The following is a 15,358-nucleotide window of genomic DNA, read 5'->3' as shown; positions in this document are numbered from 1 at the left end:
TCGGCAACACTTTGGTATCCCGGAGCGACAACCCTCTCGCCGCCGATCAGACCGCCGCAACCCACGCGCGGTAGTCTTCCTCGCGACCGTAAACGCCGAGGAACACCTGATCGGCGAAGGCTGCGAGTCGGTTGGCGTCCGAGCGCGCGGTGACGCGGACGTTCGTCCCCTCGGCCTCCTCGGGCGATTCGATCTGGTCGATCCGGAACTCGGGGAACGATTCGATCAGATCCTTCAGCCGATCGAGTTCGTCGTCCTCGACGTCGAGATTGAACGTACTCTCGGAGAACTGCAACCACGGCGCGGGGGCGTCCTCGCCGTCGGGGTCGCTGTCGGCCCCGACTCCGGGATCGTCTTCACTCTCATCGTCGCGGTCGCTGTCGGCTTCGATCGTCAGAAACGGGCTGGCCCGCGCCCGGTGTGCGGCGATGGCGTCCGCGAACAGTTTCCGTCGCGCCTGCGGATCGTCGGCGTCGAATCTGGTCATAGGGGACAGTATCCGTCGCAGGGGTGAAAAAACGCCGATCGGCCGGCGAACGCCGGCGCCGCGCCGGCGACCACCCGGCGGACGCGTTTCTTCAACGTTATACGGACGGGCGAAGATTCCGGGATATGGGCAAGCACATCTTGCTTCTGGGCCCGCCGGGTGCCGGGAAGGGAACGCAGTCGAAGCGCCTCGCCGACGAGTTCGACCTCGAACACGTCACGACGGGCGATGCGCTCCGCAACAACAAGCAGATGGACATCAGCGGGATGGACACCGAGTACGACACGCCGGGGGCGTACATGGACGCCGGCGAACTCGTCCCCGACGAGGTCGTCAACGCCATCGTCGAGGAGGCGCTCTCGACCGCCGACGGGTACGTCCTCGACGGCTATCCGCGGAACCTCGAACAGGCGGAGGAGCTGTCGGAGATGACCGACCTCGACGCCGTCGTGTACCTCTCGGTCGACGACGACGAACTGGTCGACCGGCTGACCGGCCGCCGCGTCTGTCCGGACTGCGGTGCGAGCTACCACGTCGAGTTCGAACCGCCCGCCGAGTCCGGCGTCTGCGACGAGTGTGGCGCCGAACTCGTCCAGCGCGACGACGATACCGAGGAGACCGTCCGCGAACGACTCCGCGTCTACGAAGAGAACACCGCGCCCGTCGTCGAGCACTACCGCGAGGAGGGCGTCCTCGTCGAAGTCGACGGCGAGGGCACGCCCGACGAGGTCTTCGAGGCGATCGCCGACGTCGTCGACGAGTAACGCGCGAGGCGTCGCGGACACGTACGCGCGAGGCGTTGTGGACGAGTAACGCGCGAGGCGTCGTGGACACGTACGCGCTGGACGCGCGCCGTGGCCAAGCGAGCCGTCTTTGTTGTCGTGCTGACGCGCGCAGAGTGTAAGGTTGATAACCGACGGGCGGTTACCGACGGGCAGATGCCACGAATCGAATCGAAAGTCCGCACGCTCGTCTCCGACGACGGGATGCGCGAGGCCGTCGAGACGGTCCTCGAGGCGACCGACGACGGCGACAGCGAGGTCCAGTGGCTCGACGTGAAGGGCGATCTCACGTCCGGGCAGTGGGGCCGGCTCATCGAGAAGGAAATCCTCGTCGAGGGCGAGGCAGGGTTCAAGCTGGCTGATCCCGACGCGACTGAAGCGGGGCTGGAGCCCGCATCAAGCGCCTCGTCGGATACCAGCATCGACACCGAGATCCCCGACGACGACGAGTCCTCGTGGTCGAGTTACGACAAGGGCGCGGCGGTCCTGACGCTCGGCCTGTTCGTCGGCTACTCCTGGAAGCCGCTCCGGGACGTCATCGGCACGACGATGGACATTCCGCTGGGCCCGCTACAGGAGTTTCTGCCCTTCTACGCCGTCGTGATGATCCTCGCACTCGCGACTGGCCTGTATTCGACGTTGCTGCAGGCGAACCTGATGGATATGGACAAGATGGGCGCCTACCAGGAGCGGATGCAGGAGATCCAAGAGCGCCGGAAAGAGGCCAAAGAGGCCGGCGACGACGAGGCCCTCGACGCGATCCAGGAGGAACAGATGGACGCGATGGGCGACCAACTCGGGATGTTCAAAGAGCAGTTCCGCCCGATGGTGTGGATTATGTTCCTCACCATCCCGGTGTTCCTCTGGATGTACTGGTCGATCGGCGTCGGCCAGAACGCGACCGCCCACACCGCCCTGGACTCGCTCGTGCTCCCGCTGGTCGGACAGGTCGAGTGGACGGAGTCGGTGCTGGGGCCGATCCAGGCGTGGATCGTCTGGTACTTCCTCTGCTCGATGGGCTTCACCCAGATCATCCGCAAGAGCCTGAACATCGACATCTCGCCGACCTCCGCCTGATCCGGCGACCGGATCGGACGATCCCGCCCCGCGTTCGGCCGACCGCAAAGACAACCTCTTTTACCCGCCTTCTCCCAGCAATGGTATGTTGTTGACCGTCTCTGGCCCCCCCGGGGCTGGCAAGAGTACGACCGTGACTGCCCTCGCGGAGACGTTCGACCTGGAACACGTCAGCGGCGGGGATATCTTCCGCGAACTCGCCGCCGAGCGCGGAATGACCGCGGTGGAGTTCAACAGACTCGCCGAGGACGACGACCAGATCGACCGCGACCTCGATCGGCGCCTCCGCGAGGTCGCCCTCGAACGCGACGACGTGCTGCTGGAATCGCGCCTCGCTGGGTGGCTCGCCGGCGACGCCGCGGATCTGCGGCTCTGGCTCGATGCCCCCATCGAGGTCCGCGCGGCCCGCATCGCCGGCCGCGAAGAGAAATCCGCGGAGACGGCGCTCGATGAGACCCGCTCCCGAGAGGAGAGCGAGGCGCTTCGCTACCAGGAGTATTACGGGATCGACATCTCGGATCTCTCGATCTACGACGTCGTCCTGAACACCGCCCGCTGGGACGAACACGCCGTCCCGGAGATTCTGACGGCGGCGGTCGAAGCGTACGACCCGGCGGTCGACGAAGGGAAATACCCCACCGAAGGCGTCAGGTACGACTTCTGACGATGAGGGAACCCCAGACGACCGGCAAGGCCGAGACGGAGCGGCGGTGACGATGGCGACGCTTCGTAGCCCTCCGGGCGAGCGGTCGGTCGAGGAACTGCTGTCGTTCGGGGTCGTGAACCTCGACAAGCCGCCGGGTCCCTCGGCGCACCAGGTCTCGGCGTGGGCCCGTGACCTGGCCGGCGTCGGGCGCGCGGCACACGCCGGGACGCTCGATCCGAAGGTCACCGGCTGTCTCCCGATCCTGCTCGCCGACGCGACCCGGCTGGCGCAGGTGTTTCTGGAAGGGACCAAAGAGTACGTCGCGGTCCTCGAACTCCACGGACCGGCGCCGACCGACCTGGCGGCGGTGCTCGACGCCTTCGAGGGGGAGATCTACCAGAAGCCACCGCGGAAGAGCGCGGTCGCGCGTCGCCTCCGAACGCGGGAGCTCCACGCTCTCGACCTCCTCGAGGTCCGCGAGCGGCAGGCGCTCGTCCGTATCCGCTGTGAGAGCGGCACGTACGTCCGGAAACTCTGTCACGACATCGGCCTCGCAGCGGGGACCGGCGCCCACATGGGCGACCTACGCCGCACCGCTACCGACCCCTTCGACGACACGGATCTGGTCTCGACGGCGGATCTGACCGACGCACTCGCGTTCGCCGAGGAGGGCGACGAGGCGCCCCTCCGCGACGTGGTCGCTCCGGCCGAGCGCGCGCTGACGCATCTCCCCCGACTCACGGTCGCGTTCTCCGCGGCCGAACAGATCGCGGAGGGCGCACCGGTGTATGCGCCCGGCATCGTCGACGTGGGGCCAGACGTGGAAGCGCTGGACGAGGCCTCGGCGTCGACAGCGGAGAACGCGCCGCTCGTCGCCTGTTTCACGCCCGACGGGTCGGCGGTCTGTCTCGGGCACCTCACGGGAGATCCGCGGGCGGAGTCCGGCGAGGCCGTGTCGCTCGAACGCGTCCTGGTCTGATCGACAGTGTCGTTCCCGAGACGCCCGCAGGTCGCAGTGAAACGAAGGACTTAACGTCGACACTCGTCTCCTTTCGAGTGCACACTGGGACCGTGGGGTAGTGGTATCCTCTGCCGATGGGGTCGGTAGGACCTGAGTTCGACTCTCAGCGGTCCCACTTTTCGCGAAGCGAAAATGGGAGGACGAGATTCCACCTGCTGGAATCTCAGCGGTCCCATACCAGTTCTGCTGGAAATGACACGGGAGCGGTGCGTCTCGTGGACCGTCACTCCGGCCCGTCGAGGTACGAATCGAGTGGCACGCGCTCGACGCCGACGGTGTCGTAGTCTGTCTCTGTCGAGAGGGCGATATCGCCGTTGACGTGGGCAATACCCGCGTGGATAGCATCGAACGGCGTCGTTCCGTACTCGTCGATGAAGGCTGCGGCGGCGAGCAGCGCTTCCTCGTGTTCCTCGGGGCGGACTGGCACGAGTTCGAGGAGGTTCGGCACGATCGACGCCGCATCGATCGCGTATGTTCCGGTGTCTTCGTCGTACCAGTACACCAGAAATTCCGTATACGCAGCGAGTGAGGTGTATACGGCTTCCGCATCGAGCGCGGCTTCGGCGTTCTCCTTCAGCCAGTCCTCCGGCTTCGCGAGCGCGAAGAGGAAATCACTCTCGACGTACATACCGAATCAGGCCCTATCGTTCGAGTTGCGTTCGTCTGCGACCTCGCGGGCAGCTTTCTCGCGGGCTTCGACTTTGAGTTCGTCAAGGTCTTTATCAGCCAGGGCGTCGCCGACTTCCGCCTCGATTGCAGCCAGCGGATCGTCGGCGACGGGAAACAGCGCGACGTGGGACGGGAGTTCGACGATGCGGAATTTCCGTCCGTGTTTCTCTCTGATCTCCTTTGGAAGATAAATCCGACCCCGCTTGTCGGCTTTCGACGTCATAGACGCAGATAACGCCTGTACAGACAAAGTTTTTCCCGTTATTCGGAAGATCTTCCCGTACAACTAACTCGCCGGAGTCGGCGAAGAGTAAGCAGTATCACCGCTCGTCGCCGAAGTCGTCGAAGTCGTCGAAGTCGTCCGGTTCCTCGGGCACTTCCGGGTCGGAACCGCCGCCGAGTTCGAACCGCTCCGGCGGCTGCCCCGCCTCGTCGAGGACGACGTCCGCGATCTCGATGGGGCAGTCGACCCGGACCGCAAGCGCGATCGCGTCGCTCGGGCGAGCGTCGAAGACGAACTTCCGCGCCGTGCCGTTATCATAGCGCTCGGCGTCGATCTTCGCGTAGAACGTGCCGTCAGCGACATCGTCGACCCGGACTTTGTCGATCGCGCCGCCGAACTCGGTGAGTATCTCCACGAGCAGGTCGTGGGTCAGCGGCCGCTCGAACGGCTCTCCGGAGAGCGCAAGCTGGATGGCGCGGGCCTGATCGGCGGTCACCACGATCGGCAGGAACTCAGACCGGGCCGCAACAACGACCGCGGGGATGTTCTCGCCCTCGGCGTCGACGCCGACGGCGATGCCCTCGACCTCGCCCGGATGATTCATACGAAACAGTAGAACGCCCGGGTACGAATACTTACGGGAGCGAAGTCCGTGGCGATCTGCCAGCGACGCTCCCCGTGGTCGCGGCGACAGCGCCGTGCCGGGGGCCGGCGGAGCCGCAAGAAGCTACCGCTGGCGGACGAACCAGACCGCGAACCACACCAGCAGGACGGTCAGGCCGCCCAGAAAGACCAGGAGACCGGGCGGCGGGCCGGTAGCGGCGGCCGTATCCGCGGCCACCTGGACCGAATCGGCCGTCTCCGCCGAGTAGCCACCGCCCGTCTGTGCGCCGAACGGCAGTCCTTCGATCGCGAACTGCGCGAGGAGACTCACGAATGCGACGACGGCGACGCCACCGAGCAGGCGCGTGAGCATCGCCGAGAGCCCGTCGGTCTCCTCGTCGTCGGCCGCGACGACGACGAGCGGCTGGTCGGCCGGGGCGTAGACGTTCATCTCCCGGCCCTTCTCGGAGTAGACGGTGTCGACGACCTCGACCGCGCCGGCGGATTCGAGACGTTCGAGGTGGTACTGGACGTTCTGTAGCGAGGTGTCGACCGACTCCGCGAGGGCGGCGGGATTTGTCGGGTCCTCGTGGAGCGCTCCGAGGATGCGCCGCGCCGTCGACGACGAGAGTGCCGACAGCAGGTCGTCGGCGTCCTCGTCGTCGAGACCGACGACGCGGGGTTCGGCGGCGACCTCGGGGTCGGAACTGGAGGGCAGGAGGCGGGCCATCGCCTTCGGCTAGGCCGTGCTGCGATACAAAACTGTTGTTTGCGGGAGTACAGTCGCCTCGATCCCCCCGGCTGCAGGCGGGTGATCTGCTCATACTGTCGGACACAAGTCTATGAAGAATTTCGCCGCCCTGGGCGGCAAATGTCTTGAAACAGTTGTGTCCGACAGTATCAGACGAGGATGACTACGACCAGCGCGACGAGCACGGCGCTCGTCAGAATCACCTGCACCACCGTCGACGCGAGCACGCCGACCGTGGAATACAGCGCCACGCGGAATCCCGCCTCTGCGTCGGCGTGCTGTGCGAACTCGACGGCGAATACGGTCGCAGCGAGTCCCAGAATAAAGCCGAGCGGGCCGGCGACGAAGAGGAGGACGAGGCCGACGAGCACTGCTGCGGCGGTCGTGAGCACCGATGCGCCGCCCGCGCGAGCCGCGATCGCGCCGGCGAAGTAATCGACGAACGTCGTGAGAAGCCCGACGGCGACGAGGGCAGCCACGAGAACGACCGAGGGCTCCGCATAGCCCGTCGAGTGCCAGTAGAGGAGCACGCCGGCCGCAGAGAGGAGACCGCCGGGAAGCAGCGGGAGCACCGCGCCAACGACGCCGACGGCGACGAGGACGAGAGCGAGCCAGCCGAGCGGGGTCATACGGGGAAGAGCGGCGGCAACGGTGATGAAGCCGACGGTGTCGGAACAGTCCCGCCTACCCCTCCTCGAACCGCGCACGCTCTTCCCGAACGGCGTCGACGTCAGCGCCGTAGCGATCCACGAGCGACGCGTACGCCGAGCCGAGCGCCCGGAGACACGTCCGGACGGAGGCGTACCCCAGTTCGTCAGCGACCGCCGACGCCGGGTGCGCTTGCAGGATTTTCCGAACCAGCAGCCGTTCTTCTCGCGGCGTGAGCGGCCGTTCGGAGTCGTCGCCGTCGGCGGTCGCGCAGGAGTCAGTCCGTTGGTCTCCCGGCACGTCGAGCAGCGCGGCGAGCGCGAGTCGGCGGAACGCCTCCGGCGCGGTCGCGTACTGTCCCGGTCCCGTGGCAACCCCGACCACGATTCGCCACTCGCGGTCTGTGAGTTCCACCGACGCGTCGACCCCGCAGGCCGAAAGCGCGCCGCGGACGACGTCCGGATCGGCGTCGCGGAGTTGATCCGCGAGGACGGCCCCGATCCGGTCCCGGAACCATCGCGCGTGCCGGTCGCGGAGTTCCCGTCCCGCCGAGGAGAGCGGGTCGAGCATCACCGCGGAGTACTCCCCGCTGGCCTCGTTGCGCGTCGTCGAGAGGTGGACCGTCTCGAAACCGTTCTCGGCCCAGAAGTCGAGCAGGTCGGGCGTCGCGCCGTAGCCGACGCCGAGATAGTCCGCCTCGCGGTCGAACTCGGCGCGGACCTCAGAGAGGAGCCTCGACCCGAGCCCTCGGGAACGCGCGGCGTGGTGTGTCGCGATCCGGACGACGCGGTACCCGACCGGAATGGCTGCCGCCTCGTCGCGGAGTTGGCTGGTGAGGATGTCCGGCAGCATATTGCCCCGGACCCGCTCGCCCTCGTACATCGCGCGCCTGGTGTCGGCGTCGAGTCCGCCCTCGCGGGCGAGCAGCGCGACGCTGACCACGTGCCCCTCGTGTTCGAGGACCCGGACGCGAAGGTTCGGCGCATCCAGCAGGCGCGCCAGATCGTTGGGCTCGGTCCGGTAGTGGGCGAACACGAGGAGGCCGAACACCGCCCGCAGCAGGTGTTCGTCGGCAGCGAGTTCGTCCGACTCGACCGCACGGTAGGTCACCGACGACGGCGACGCGTCGGCGACGAGGTCGGCGACAGGCGGGCGGGCATCGAAACACAGCGTCCGGAACGCCCACGCCTCGATCGGATCCGCGGGCGCGTACCGGATCGGTTCGCTCATCGTCACATCCCGCACCGCGTGGTCCGTCTCCGTCAACTGCTCGCGGAAACGGACCGAAAAGCCCCGCCCGGCACCCTCGTAGCCGTGAACAGTCGTGAAAAAGGCGATGTCGGGGCAAGCGAGGAAGGCCGAAAGTCGTCGCACTGACAGCCCCGCCGCCTCGTCGACGAGGACGACGTCGGGGTCGCCGGGCAGCGCCGTCGCCTCAGCGGGTGGGACAAACCGAATCCGACCGCCGTCGGCGGTTTGCAGCGCATCCGGTGGCGCATCCGTCTCCGTCGACGCGGATCCGTCCGGCGGGTCGAACGTCGAGTCGTCGAGCCCGTCAAGCGTCGAGAGCAGTTCCCGGGCGCGGGCGAACAGATCGCTGGCGTTTCGGGATTTCGGGGCCGTGACGAGAACGTCGTCGCCGGCAGCCGCAAGCGACGCCCCGGCGAGACCGGCAGCACTCGATTTCCCGCGGCCGCGATCCGCCTCCACGACGACCGCGTTCGCGCCCGCGTCCGCAGTCGGCGGGTGCAGCGACTCCAGCGCCCGGAGCACCCGCGACTGGTCGGCAGTCAGACAGGCCTCGTAGGCTGCCCCCGGGAACCGACGCCGATCGGCGGGCGGGACGACCGGCGAGGAGCGCGACGGACTGGCTTCGGAAGCCTCGCCGCGGCGTTCGACCGTGCCCGAGTCGACGTCGACGACCGCGACACCAGGATGTTCCCGGAGCGTCCGAGCCAGCCGCCTCCGGAACTGCCCACCGACGTCCGCCGCTCCGTAGGGCGGGACCGCCAGCGAGGATTCGAACTTCCCGTCGCGGTCGGGCCAGGAGGAAAGCGGCGGTGTCAAGAGCACGAACAGGCCGCCGCCGTCGACGACGCCGACGAGGCGGCCGAGGACGTTCGGGGAGAACCCTTCGTGGGCGTCGCAAATCACGGCTGTCCGCGTGGTCCCGAGGAGCCGGCCAGCGTGGTCAGGGTGGAGGCGCTCGAAGCGAAACCCCTCCCAAGTGGAGACAAGGGCCGTCTCCGTGGCCGGAATCTCGGCGCCCTCGATCGCAGAGAACGCGGCGTCGATGCAGGCGTCCCGCTCACCCGCGAGAACGAGCAACCGACGGTGGTCGGTTCGGCGCGCCGCCGCGCGGAGGTCCGCGGCGAGGGCGGCAACGGTCATACCCGACTCGTGGCCGCGGCCGCGTAAGGTGATTTCGTTTGTGGGGATTCGTCGGCGCTCAGATCGCTGAATCGACGGCGGGCTCAAAGTCGCGTGTGGCGGCGTGTCACGGCACGACGCCAACGAAAGCCCTTTTATGCGATCCCGGGCTACCGGACTGTACAGCCTGCCCGGGGTTGATGATGCTCCCCGCCGTCAGGGAATGCGTTTCCGGCGGGGCAGTCGAGCCCGCGAGCAGGAGAGGTGAACAACAATGCCAGTCTACGTAGAATTCGACGTTCCAGCCGACCTCGCCGAGGACGCCCTCGAGGCGCTCGAGGTCGCCCGAGACACCGGTACAGTGAAGAAAGGTACGAACGAGACGACCAAAGCCGTCGAGCGCGGCACCGCGGAACTCGTCTTCGTCGCCGAGGACGTCTCCCCCGAGGAGATCGTGATGCACCTGCCCGAACTCGCAGACGAGAAGGGAATCCCCTACGTCTTCATCGAGACGCAGGACGAACTCGGGGAGGCCGCAGGCCTCGAAGTCGGCTCGGCCGCCGCCGCGATCGTCGACGCGGGCGAGTCCGAGGACGACCTCGAAGACATCACCGCGAAGGTCGAGGAACTGCGGTAAGCGACGATGAGCGCAGAAGAGACCGCCAGCGACTCGACGTCCGCGGAGGTCATCGAGATCGTTGGCAAGACAGGGATGCACGGCGAGGCGATGCAGGTCAAGTGCCGCATCCGCGAGGGCTCGAACCAGGGCCGAATCATCACCCGGAACGTCCTGGGCCCGGTTCGCGAGGGCGACATCCTGCAGCTTCGCGAAACCCAGCGCGACGCCGACTCCATCGGAGGGCGATAACCTATGGTCGAGACACGAACCTGCGATTTCACCGGCGAGGAGATCGAACCTGGCACGGGCACGATGCTCGTGAAAAACGACGGAACGATCCTCCACTTCAAGAACTCGAAGGCCGAGAAGAACTACCGGCTCGGCCGCGAGCCCCGCGATCTGGAGTGGACGGAAGCGGGACGCGCCGAGGGCAGTAACGAATGAGCGAAGACGAACGCACGTTCGTGATGGTCAAGCCCGACGGCGTCCAGCGTGGGCTGATCGGCGAGATCGTCTCCCGGTTCGAGGAGCGCGGGCTGAAACTCGTCGGCGGGAAGTTCATCCAGATCGACGAGGAACTGGCGCACGAACACTACGGCGAGCACGAGGACAAGCCGTTCTTCGACGGGCTCGTCGACTTCATCACGTCCGATCCGGTCTTCGCGATGGTCTGGGAGGGCGCCGACGCGACCCGACAGGTCCGCTCGATGGTCGGTGAGACCGACCCCGCCGAATCGCCGCCGGGAACGATCCGCGGCGACCTCGGTCTGGACCTCGGGCGCAACGTCATCCACGCCTCAGACCACGAGGACGAGGGCGCAAACGAGCGCGAGATCGACCTCTTCTTCGACGACGAGGAACTGCTCGACTACGAGCGGATCGACGAAGCCTGGCTCTACGAGGAGTAACCGGCGCCGTCGCTTCTTCGCACCAACTCGCTCGTTCCATCTATCGCTGATACTGTCGGACGTACCTATCTGGAAATTCTCAGCACCTCGTGGTGCCGAAATGTTCCACGAACGTACGTCCGACAGTATGAATCCCACCGAGCGGGAGCCACCGGTTGCCTCTTCACTCGCCGGTGGGTACTGTCTCCTATGCGAATGGTGCCTACCCCAATGTGTGCTGCGATGGCGATGGTCTTCGGACTCGTCGGCGCCGCGTTCCCCCGACGCGTGCTGGACACCGCCGGGCGCTTCCTGCTCGCGGGCTATGAGAACCCCGAGGATCTCGAACCGAGCGACTGGTACGTCGCCGCGACGCGGGCACAGTTCGGCCTGTCGGCGCTCGCCGGCGGCATCGTGCTCGCGCTGGAATACGGTCGTGGCGACGGCAACGACGGCTCCGAGGCCGAGGCGGACGCTGAATAAGAAGTAGATCCCGCCCCGCCCTACACCTGCGGCGGCGCGACGTCGAGTTTCCCGGCGTCGAGTTCGGCCTCGATCTCGCGGGCGGCCGTCACCAGGTTCTCGATCTTCTGGTAGGCGATCTCCCGCGGCAGCAGTTTCACGCCGCAGTCCGGTGAGACGGTGAGTTTCTCGGGCGGGACCACCTTCAGGCCCTGTTTGATGTTACGTTTGATCTCCGCGACTGGCTCGACTTTGGCCTCGTGGACGTCGACGACGCCGAGGCCGAGATCGGGCTCGAAATCGGGCTCCTGGAAGGTCTCGATCTGCTGGTAGCCGTCGTTGCAGAGTTCGACGTCGAACTCGTCGATCGGGAAGTCGTTGATCTCGGGGTAGATCCGCGAGTAGTCGCCGTAGCAGACGTGAAGGCCGATCCGGACGTCCTCGGAGATCCCGTCGACGATGCGCTCCAGTGACTCGCCGACGATGGCGTGATCGTCGGGCGTCGTCGCGAGCGCGGGTTCGTCGATCTGGATGTAGCGCGCACCGGCGTCGACGAGCCCTTCGATCTCCCGGTTGACGAGATCCGCGAGGTCGTAGGCGAGTGCCGCCTCGTCATCGTAGGCCTCGTTGAACGACCACCGCGCGAGCGTGTACGGGCCGGTGATCGGCACTTTCACCGGCTTGCTCGCGACGTCTGCGGTGAACTCGAACTCGTCGAGGAGCCACGGGTCGTCGTACTCGACTTCCGAGACGACCGAGGGCTTGTCGAAGTAGTTGTGGCCCCACACCTTCACCGGGCCGTTGAACTCGTAGCCGGGGATGCGACCCGCGAAGTACTCGACCATCTCCTCGCGGCGCATCTCGCCGTCGACGACGGTGTCCAACCCCGCTCGCTCGTGTTCCCGCGTGATGAGCCGGGCGGCGTCGTCGTGGGCCTCCGCCAGGTCGTCGTCGTCGAACTTCGCATCGGGGTCCTCCGAGAGGTCCCGGGCGCGGTTGAGCCACTTCGGTTTGGGGTAGCTTCCGACGACCGTCGTCAGGAGGAAGTGGTCGCCGTCGTGGCCGTCGGGCCGGAACTGCGCGCGGTTGTCTGCGTCTCTGGCCATCAGACGCTCACCTCCCGGTCGAGTTCGACGGCTGCCGCAAGCGACTCGAGTTTATCCTCGTATTTGTTCACCGGCAGGTAGAACGGCTCGGTGTTGGTCGTCAGATAGACCGTCTCGAAATCGGCAGCGGGGACACCATCGGCGAACCACTCGACTCGTTCGCGGAGGGTTCCGGGCGACTCCACGAGCGTGTTCTGCCCGTCAGCGACGCCGAGTGCGACATCGTCCGTCACACCGTACTCCGAGGCGTTGTAGACGGTCTGGTCTCGGTCTCCGGCCACGATGTCGAACCCGAGCGCCGAGACGTCGGTATCCATCAGGTGCGCGTACGTCTTTTCGTCGAGCGCCCCGAAGTACGTGTAGACGACGACGTCGGCGTCTGTGGCGTCGGCGACCGTGTCGATCGCTTCCGGCACGGCCGCGGCGATGTCGTCGTCCGGTGGGGCCGTGACGAGCGACGGTTCGAGCAAGAACAGCGTCTCGTGGGCGGGGAACATCCCGACCTCCTCGGCGAGAAACGTCGCGATGGCGGAGAGAAACTCCCCGTCGTCGCCGTAGTACTCGTCGGTCGCCAGATCGGCGAGTGAGTACGGCCCGGGCAACACTGCCTGGAGGGGCTCCCCGTCGAGGAGATCGACCGCCGCCTCGAGTTCCGCGGCGACGTCGCCGGAGGCGGTGAGTCCGTCGACGACACGCGGGTCGCGATAGAAGTTGTTGTTGTCGTAGTAGCGGACGATGCCACCGGTCTCGACCCCTTCGGCGACCGCAAGCGGGTGGGCGAGCATATCGTCCCAGCGGAGCCCGCCCTCGACGATGCGATCGAGACCGGCCTCACGCTGGTCGCTCACGACCGCCGATCGGGCGTCGGCGTACGTCTCACGGATCTCTTCGGACTCCTCGCCGGAAATCAGGTCACCCTTCTGGTGGCCCTTGAGGTCGGACAGCTCCGACTTCGCCCAGTCCGGTAGCGGGAACAGCCCGGGCGTCGTCGCGACGTAGTGCGTCATCGGCCAGGGCTAAGAAATGCTGCCGCTTAATATTTGCTATCGTAATATACGTTTCAGTTATTTATCCGCGTTCGCAGCCCGTTCAGCTCCCTCGCGAGTCAACGCCACGACCGAGAGCGTCTCGAAGGGGTACGACTCTTCGACGACGACCTCGTGTGTGAAACCGCGAGACTCGGCGCGGTCGAGGACCGCTTCGTACCCCGTCAGCGAACTCACGAGGAGCAGAACCACGCCGCCGGGGGCGAGGACGCGTCCGACCGAGTCGATGAACGGGTCGACCAGTTCGCGGCCGGTCTCGCCGCCGGAGAGGGCCTGTTCCATCCAGTCGTCCCACTCGTTTTCGGGGTCGGTCGGGAGATACGGCGGATTGAACGCGACCGTGTCGAAGGCGTCGGCGGCGAACGGGTCGACGAGGTCGGCTCTGACGACATCGAAAGCGGGGGGGACGTTCGTCCCGTCGCCCGTCGCAGCGACTGAACGGAGGCGGGCCTCGTGACAGGCGTGTGGACTGAGGTCGCTCGCCACGACTCTGGTCACGCCCTCGGCGTCCCGGACTGCGCGCTCTGCGACCCATCCTGAGCCGGTGCCGACTTCGAGCAGCCGGCCGCGGCCGCGGTCGACGACCGCCGAGGCGAGCAGCCCGGAGTCCTCCGCCGGCTGGTACACTTTCGTGTCGACGCCGCGGCGCTCGGCCAAGCCACTCCGCGTGTCCTCGCCTGCGTCGCGTTCGGTCCCCGTCTCCGCCGCCGCGGCGCTTTCCTTTCCTGTCTCCGCCGCCGCGCCACTTTCGTCCTCCGCGTCGTCTGATTCGTCGGTCACGCTCTGTCTCCCTCGGCCTCGGCCTGTGGGGCCTCCTCGTTGTCCTCTCCGGCGAGGACGAATCCCCCGGCCTCCTCCCGCCCGGCGAGTTCGCGCTGCGGGAAGGGAATCTTGATACCTTCCTCCTCCAAGGCCGCCTTGACGGCGCCGATGACAGCGGTCTTCGAGCGCCACTGCCGGCGCGCACTGGGGTTGTCGATCCAGTAGCGGACGCCCAGCACGACCGCCGAGTCGTCGAGGCGCTTGAGAACGACCTGCGGTGTCGGGACGGTCATCGTGTCGTCGACTTCGGCGACAGCCTGCCGGGCGACCGTCGCTGCCCGCTCTGGATCCGCGTCGTAGTCGACGCCGACTTCGACCTCGATCCGGAGGCGACCCTTCCGGCTCCGATTGACCAGACTCTCGGAGGACACCACGTCGTTAGGGATCATCACGTACTCGCCGTCGTACGTCTGGATTCGCGTGTTGACGATCGTGATGCCGGTGACGATCCCCTCGTGGTCGCCGACCTGGATCCAGTCGCCGATCTCGAAGGGCCGGGAGAACATCAGGACGAAACCCGCGATCATCGCACCGAGGGTCTGCCTGGCGGCCATCCCGACGACGATGCCGAGGAAGCCGGCCCCGACGAGGATGCCGCCGATATTCACCCGCCACAGCGAGAGCACGATCAGGAGCGCGATCAGATATACGGTGACCTGCCCGACTCGGAACGCGATCTCGCTTTCGTGCTCGCCGAGCGACGAGCGACTTTCGGCGAGTTCCTCGACCAGCTGCCGGATCAGCCCGATCATCGTGTACGCGCCGATCAGGAACAGAAGCGAGATCCCCAGCCGGACGAGCGCCTCCGGACCGAGGTTCTCGGCGAACATACCGAGCAACTGGTCGGAGAGTCCCCAGACGCCGACGATCACGAGCCCGGCGGCCGCGGCGATAGCCATCGTCCCGGCCGTCACGAGCAGGTGCCACACCGTCGACGGGATCCGGTCGGGACCGACGGCGTGGAACCGCCCTGTCCGGGTCAGAAGCGCCATCACGAGGAGCGCGAGGACGAGGGTGATCGCGATCCGCGCGGTGAGCGACGGTACCACTTCGGGAATCGCCGCGAGCGCGCCACCGACGTCTGTCCCGGGCGTCGGTGTCGGCGTCGTCTGCAGCAGGGAGAGAGCAGGCACGGTCGA

At 66.8% G+C, this 15,358-nt stretch carries 19 protein-coding genes, 1 tRNA gene and 1 pseudogene; 10 read left to right on the top strand and 11 right to left on the bottom strand.

From position 1 onward, the window contains the following. Nucleotides 1–46: 46 nt before the first annotated feature. Nucleotides 47–487: a DUF7975 family protein gene (locus tag RJT37_RS01615; protein WP_313687236.1), complete on the bottom strand. Its 441-nt coding sequence runs from the start codon at nt 485–487 to the stop codon at nt 47–49. 125 nt (nt 488–612) lie between these two features. Between RJT37_RS01615 and RJT37_RS01610 the strand changes: the two genes are divergently transcribed. The 5 genes from RJT37_RS01610 (at nt 613) to RJT37_RS01590 (ending at nt 4,128) form a co-directional block, all read left to right on the top strand. Further along, entirely contained in the window at nt 613–1,251 is a 639-nt protein-coding gene (locus tag RJT37_RS01610) for an adenylate kinase (protein WP_313687234.1), read from the top strand. A 174-nt stretch (nt 1,252–1,425) separates the two neighbouring features. Beyond that, nucleotides 1,426–2,346 carry a DUF106 domain-containing protein gene (locus tag RJT37_RS01605; protein ID WP_313687232.1) on the top strand — a complete coding sequence of 307 codons (921 nt, stop codon included), beginning with the start codon at nt 1,426–1,428 and terminating at the stop codon, nt 2,344–2,346. Nucleotides 2,347–2,431: 85 nt separating this feature from the next. After that, complete coding sequence (gene cmk / locus RJT37_RS01600; RefSeq protein ID WP_313687230.1) at nt 2,432–3,010, top strand: (d)CMP kinase; 579 nt, start codon at nt 2,432–2,434, stop codon at nt 3,008–3,010. A gap of 52 nt (nt 3,011–3,062) precedes the next feature. After that, nucleotides 3,063–3,971: an RNA-guided pseudouridylation complex pseudouridine synthase subunit Cbf5 gene (locus tag RJT37_RS01595; RefSeq protein ID WP_313687228.1), complete on the top strand. Its 909-nt coding sequence runs from the start codon at nt 3,063–3,065 to the stop codon at nt 3,969–3,971. An 86-nt stretch (nt 3,972–4,057) separates the two neighbouring features. Beyond that, a tRNA-Pro gene (locus tag RJT37_RS01590) sits at nt 4,058–4,128 on the top strand. A gap of 108 nt (nt 4,129–4,236) precedes the next feature. On the opposite strand, the gene RJT37_RS01585 is transcribed toward RJT37_RS01590, so the two are convergent. The 6 genes from RJT37_RS01585 to tmcA all read right to left on the bottom strand — a co-directional run bounded on the left by RJT37_RS01585 (nt 4,237) and on the right by tmcA (nt 9,298). Further along, a complete protein-coding gene (locus RJT37_RS01585) occupies nt 4,237–4,641 on the bottom strand; it encodes a PIN domain-containing protein (protein WP_313687226.1) in 405 nt (134 codons plus the stop codon). 6 nt (nt 4,642–4,647) lie between these two features. Further along, nucleotides 4,648–4,905, bottom strand: coding sequence for an AbrB/MazE/SpoVT family DNA-binding domain-containing protein (locus RJT37_RS01580; protein WP_313687224.1), 258 nt, complete (start codon nt 4,903–4,905; stop codon nt 4,648–4,650). Nucleotides 4,906–5,002: 97 nt separating this feature from the next. After that, nucleotides 5,003–5,509, bottom strand: a complete 507-nt coding sequence (locus RJT37_RS01575) for a bifunctional nuclease family protein (RefSeq protein WP_313687222.1) — start codon at nt 5,507–5,509, stop codon at nt 5,003–5,005. 123 nt (nt 5,510–5,632) lie between these two features. Beyond that, complete coding sequence (locus RJT37_RS01570) at nt 5,633–6,238, bottom strand: ArsR/SmtB family transcription factor (RefSeq protein ID WP_313687220.1); 606 nt, start codon at nt 6,236–6,238, stop codon at nt 5,633–5,635. A 170-nt stretch (nt 6,239–6,408) separates the two neighbouring features. After that, the gene (locus tag RJT37_RS01565) at nt 6,409–6,888 is read right to left on the bottom strand and encodes a DUF456 family protein (protein WP_313687219.1); all 480 of its coding nucleotides are present in this window, start codon (nt 6,886–6,888) and stop codon (nt 6,409–6,411) included. A 55-nt stretch (nt 6,889–6,943) separates the two neighbouring features. Beyond that, nucleotides 6,944–9,298 (bottom strand): tRNA(Met) cytidine acetyltransferase TmcA, encoded by a 2,355-nt coding sequence (tmcA, locus tag RJT37_RS01560; RefSeq protein WP_313687218.1) that lies wholly within the window; start codon nt 9,296–9,298, stop codon nt 6,944–6,946. Nucleotides 9,299–9,551: 253 nt separating this feature from the next. On the opposite strand from tmcA, the gene rpl7ae reads away from it, so the two are divergent. From rpl7ae to RJT37_RS01535, 5 genes and pseudogenes are all read left to right on the top strand, one after another. After that, nucleotides 9,552–9,914, top strand: a complete 363-nt coding sequence (rpl7ae, locus tag RJT37_RS01555) for a 50S ribosomal protein L7Ae (RefSeq protein WP_313687217.1) — start codon at nt 9,552–9,554, stop codon at nt 9,912–9,914. Between the two features lie 6 nt (nt 9,915–9,920). Next, complete coding sequence (locus RJT37_RS01550; protein ID WP_049986948.1) at nt 9,921–10,145, top strand: 30S ribosomal protein S28e; 225 nt, start codon at nt 9,921–9,923, stop codon at nt 10,143–10,145. 3 nt (nt 10,146–10,148) lie between these two features. After that, nucleotides 10,149–10,322, top strand: a pseudogene (locus RJT37_RS01545) (50S ribosomal protein L24e); the annotation flags it as partial. A 14-nt stretch (nt 10,323–10,336) separates the two neighbouring features. Then, a complete protein-coding gene (ndk, locus tag RJT37_RS01540; RefSeq protein ID WP_313687211.1) occupies nt 10,337–10,804 on the top strand; it encodes a nucleoside-diphosphate kinase in 468 nt (155 codons plus the stop codon). A 189-nt stretch (nt 10,805–10,993) separates the two neighbouring features. Next, nucleotides 10,994–11,266 carry a DUF6199 family natural product biosynthesis protein gene (locus RJT37_RS01535; protein WP_313687209.1) on the top strand — a complete coding sequence of 91 codons (273 nt, stop codon included), beginning with the start codon at nt 10,994–10,996 and terminating at the stop codon, nt 11,264–11,266. A 20-nt stretch (nt 11,267–11,286) separates the two neighbouring features. Here the strand turns inward: RJT37_RS01535 and RJT37_RS01530 are convergent, their stop codons facing one another. The 4 genes from RJT37_RS01530 to RJT37_RS01515 form a co-directional block, all read right to left on the bottom strand. Next, entirely contained in the window at nt 11,287–12,351 is a 1,065-nt protein-coding gene (locus RJT37_RS01530) for a methionine synthase (RefSeq protein WP_313687207.1), read from the bottom strand. Continuing rightward, complete coding sequence (locus RJT37_RS01525) at nt 12,351–13,358, bottom strand: 5-methyltetrahydropteroyltriglutamate--homocysteine methyltransferase (RefSeq protein ID WP_313687206.1); 1,008 nt, start codon at nt 13,356–13,358, stop codon at nt 12,351–12,353. Before RJT37_RS01525 ends, RJT37_RS01530 begins: the two co-directional genes overlap by 1 nt. Before the next feature lie 57 nt (nt 13,359–13,415). Then, nucleotides 13,416–14,054, bottom strand: a complete 639-nt coding sequence (locus RJT37_RS01520) for a HemK2/MTQ2 family protein methyltransferase (protein WP_313690051.1) — start codon at nt 14,052–14,054, stop codon at nt 13,416–13,418. Between the two features lie 119 nt (nt 14,055–14,173). After that, a complete protein-coding gene (locus tag RJT37_RS01515; RefSeq protein WP_313687204.1) occupies nt 14,174–15,352 on the bottom strand; it encodes a mechanosensitive ion channel family protein in 1,179 nt (392 codons plus the stop codon). Between the last annotated feature and the right edge of the window lie 6 nt (nt 15,353–15,358).

The sequence above is a fragment of the Halobellus marinus genome (assembly GCF_032113415.1).
GTDB classification, from domain to species: Archaea; Halobacteriota; Halobacteria; order Halobacteriales; family Haloferacaceae; genus Haloquadratum; species Haloquadratum marinus.
Note: the sequence above shows the minus strand (reverse complement) of the source record. Positions and strands in the feature narration are given on the sequence as shown.

What these genes read in the sequence shown, in the direction of transcription:
- RJT37_RS01580 (WP_313687224.1), bottom strand. Translation starts at nt 4,905, where the DNA reads ATGACGTCGAAAGCCGACAAGCGGGGTCGGATTTATCTTCCAAAGGAG.
- RJT37_RS01575 (WP_313687222.1), bottom strand. Translation starts at nt 5,509, where the DNA reads ATGAATCATCCGGGCGAGGTCGAGGGCATCGCCGTCGGCGTCGACGCC.
- tmcA (WP_313687218.1), bottom strand. Translation starts at nt 9,298, where the DNA reads ATGACCGTTGCCGCCCTCGCCGCGGACCTCCGCGCGGCGGCGCGCCGA.
- rpl7ae (WP_313687217.1), top strand. Translation starts at nt 9,552, where the DNA reads ATGCCAGTCTACGTAGAATTCGACGTTCCAGCCGACCTCGCCGAGGAC.
- RJT37_RS01525 (WP_313687206.1), bottom strand. Translation starts at nt 13,358, where the DNA reads ATGACGCACTACGTCGCGACGACGCCCGGGCTGTTCCCGCTACCGGAC.
- RJT37_RS01615 (WP_313687236.1), bottom strand. Translation starts at nt 487, where the DNA reads ATGACCAGATTCGACGCCGACGATCCGCAGGCGCGACGGAAACTGTTC.
- cmk (WP_313687230.1), top strand. Translation starts at nt 2,432, where the DNA reads ATGTTGTTGACCGTCTCTGGCCCCCCCGGGGCTGGCAAGAGTACGACC.
- RJT37_RS01535 (WP_313687209.1), top strand. Translation starts at nt 10,994, where the DNA reads ATGCGAATGGTGCCTACCCCAATGTGTGCTGCGATGGCGATGGTCTTC.
- RJT37_RS01530 (WP_313687207.1), bottom strand. Translation starts at nt 12,351, where the DNA reads ATGGCCAGAGACGCAGACAACCGCGCGCAGTTCCGGCCCGACGGCCAC.
- RJT37_RS01565 (WP_313687219.1), bottom strand. Translation starts at nt 6,888, where the DNA reads ATGACCCCGCTCGGCTGGCTCGCTCTCGTCCTCGTCGCCGTCGGCGTC.
- ndk (WP_313687211.1), top strand. Translation starts at nt 10,337, where the DNA reads ATGAGCGAAGACGAACGCACGTTCGTGATGGTCAAGCCCGACGGCGTC.
- RJT37_RS01610 (WP_313687234.1), top strand. Translation starts at nt 613, where the DNA reads ATGGGCAAGCACATCTTGCTTCTGGGCCCGCCGGGTGCCGGGAAGGGA.
- RJT37_RS01605 (WP_313687232.1), top strand. Translation starts at nt 1,426, where the DNA reads ATGCCACGAATCGAATCGAAAGTCCGCACGCTCGTCTCCGACGACGGG.
- RJT37_RS01595 (WP_313687228.1), top strand. Translation starts at nt 3,063, where the DNA reads ATGGCGACGCTTCGTAGCCCTCCGGGCGAGCGGTCGGTCGAGGAACTG.
- RJT37_RS01585 (WP_313687226.1), bottom strand. Translation starts at nt 4,641, where the DNA reads ATGTACGTCGAGAGTGATTTCCTCTTCGCGCTCGCGAAGCCGGAGGAC.
- RJT37_RS01550 (WP_049986948.1), top strand. Translation starts at nt 9,921, where the DNA reads ATGAGCGCAGAAGAGACCGCCAGCGACTCGACGTCCGCGGAGGTCATC.
- RJT37_RS01570 (WP_313687220.1), bottom strand. Translation starts at nt 6,238, where the DNA reads ATGGCCCGCCTCCTGCCCTCCAGTTCCGACCCCGAGGTCGCCGCCGAA.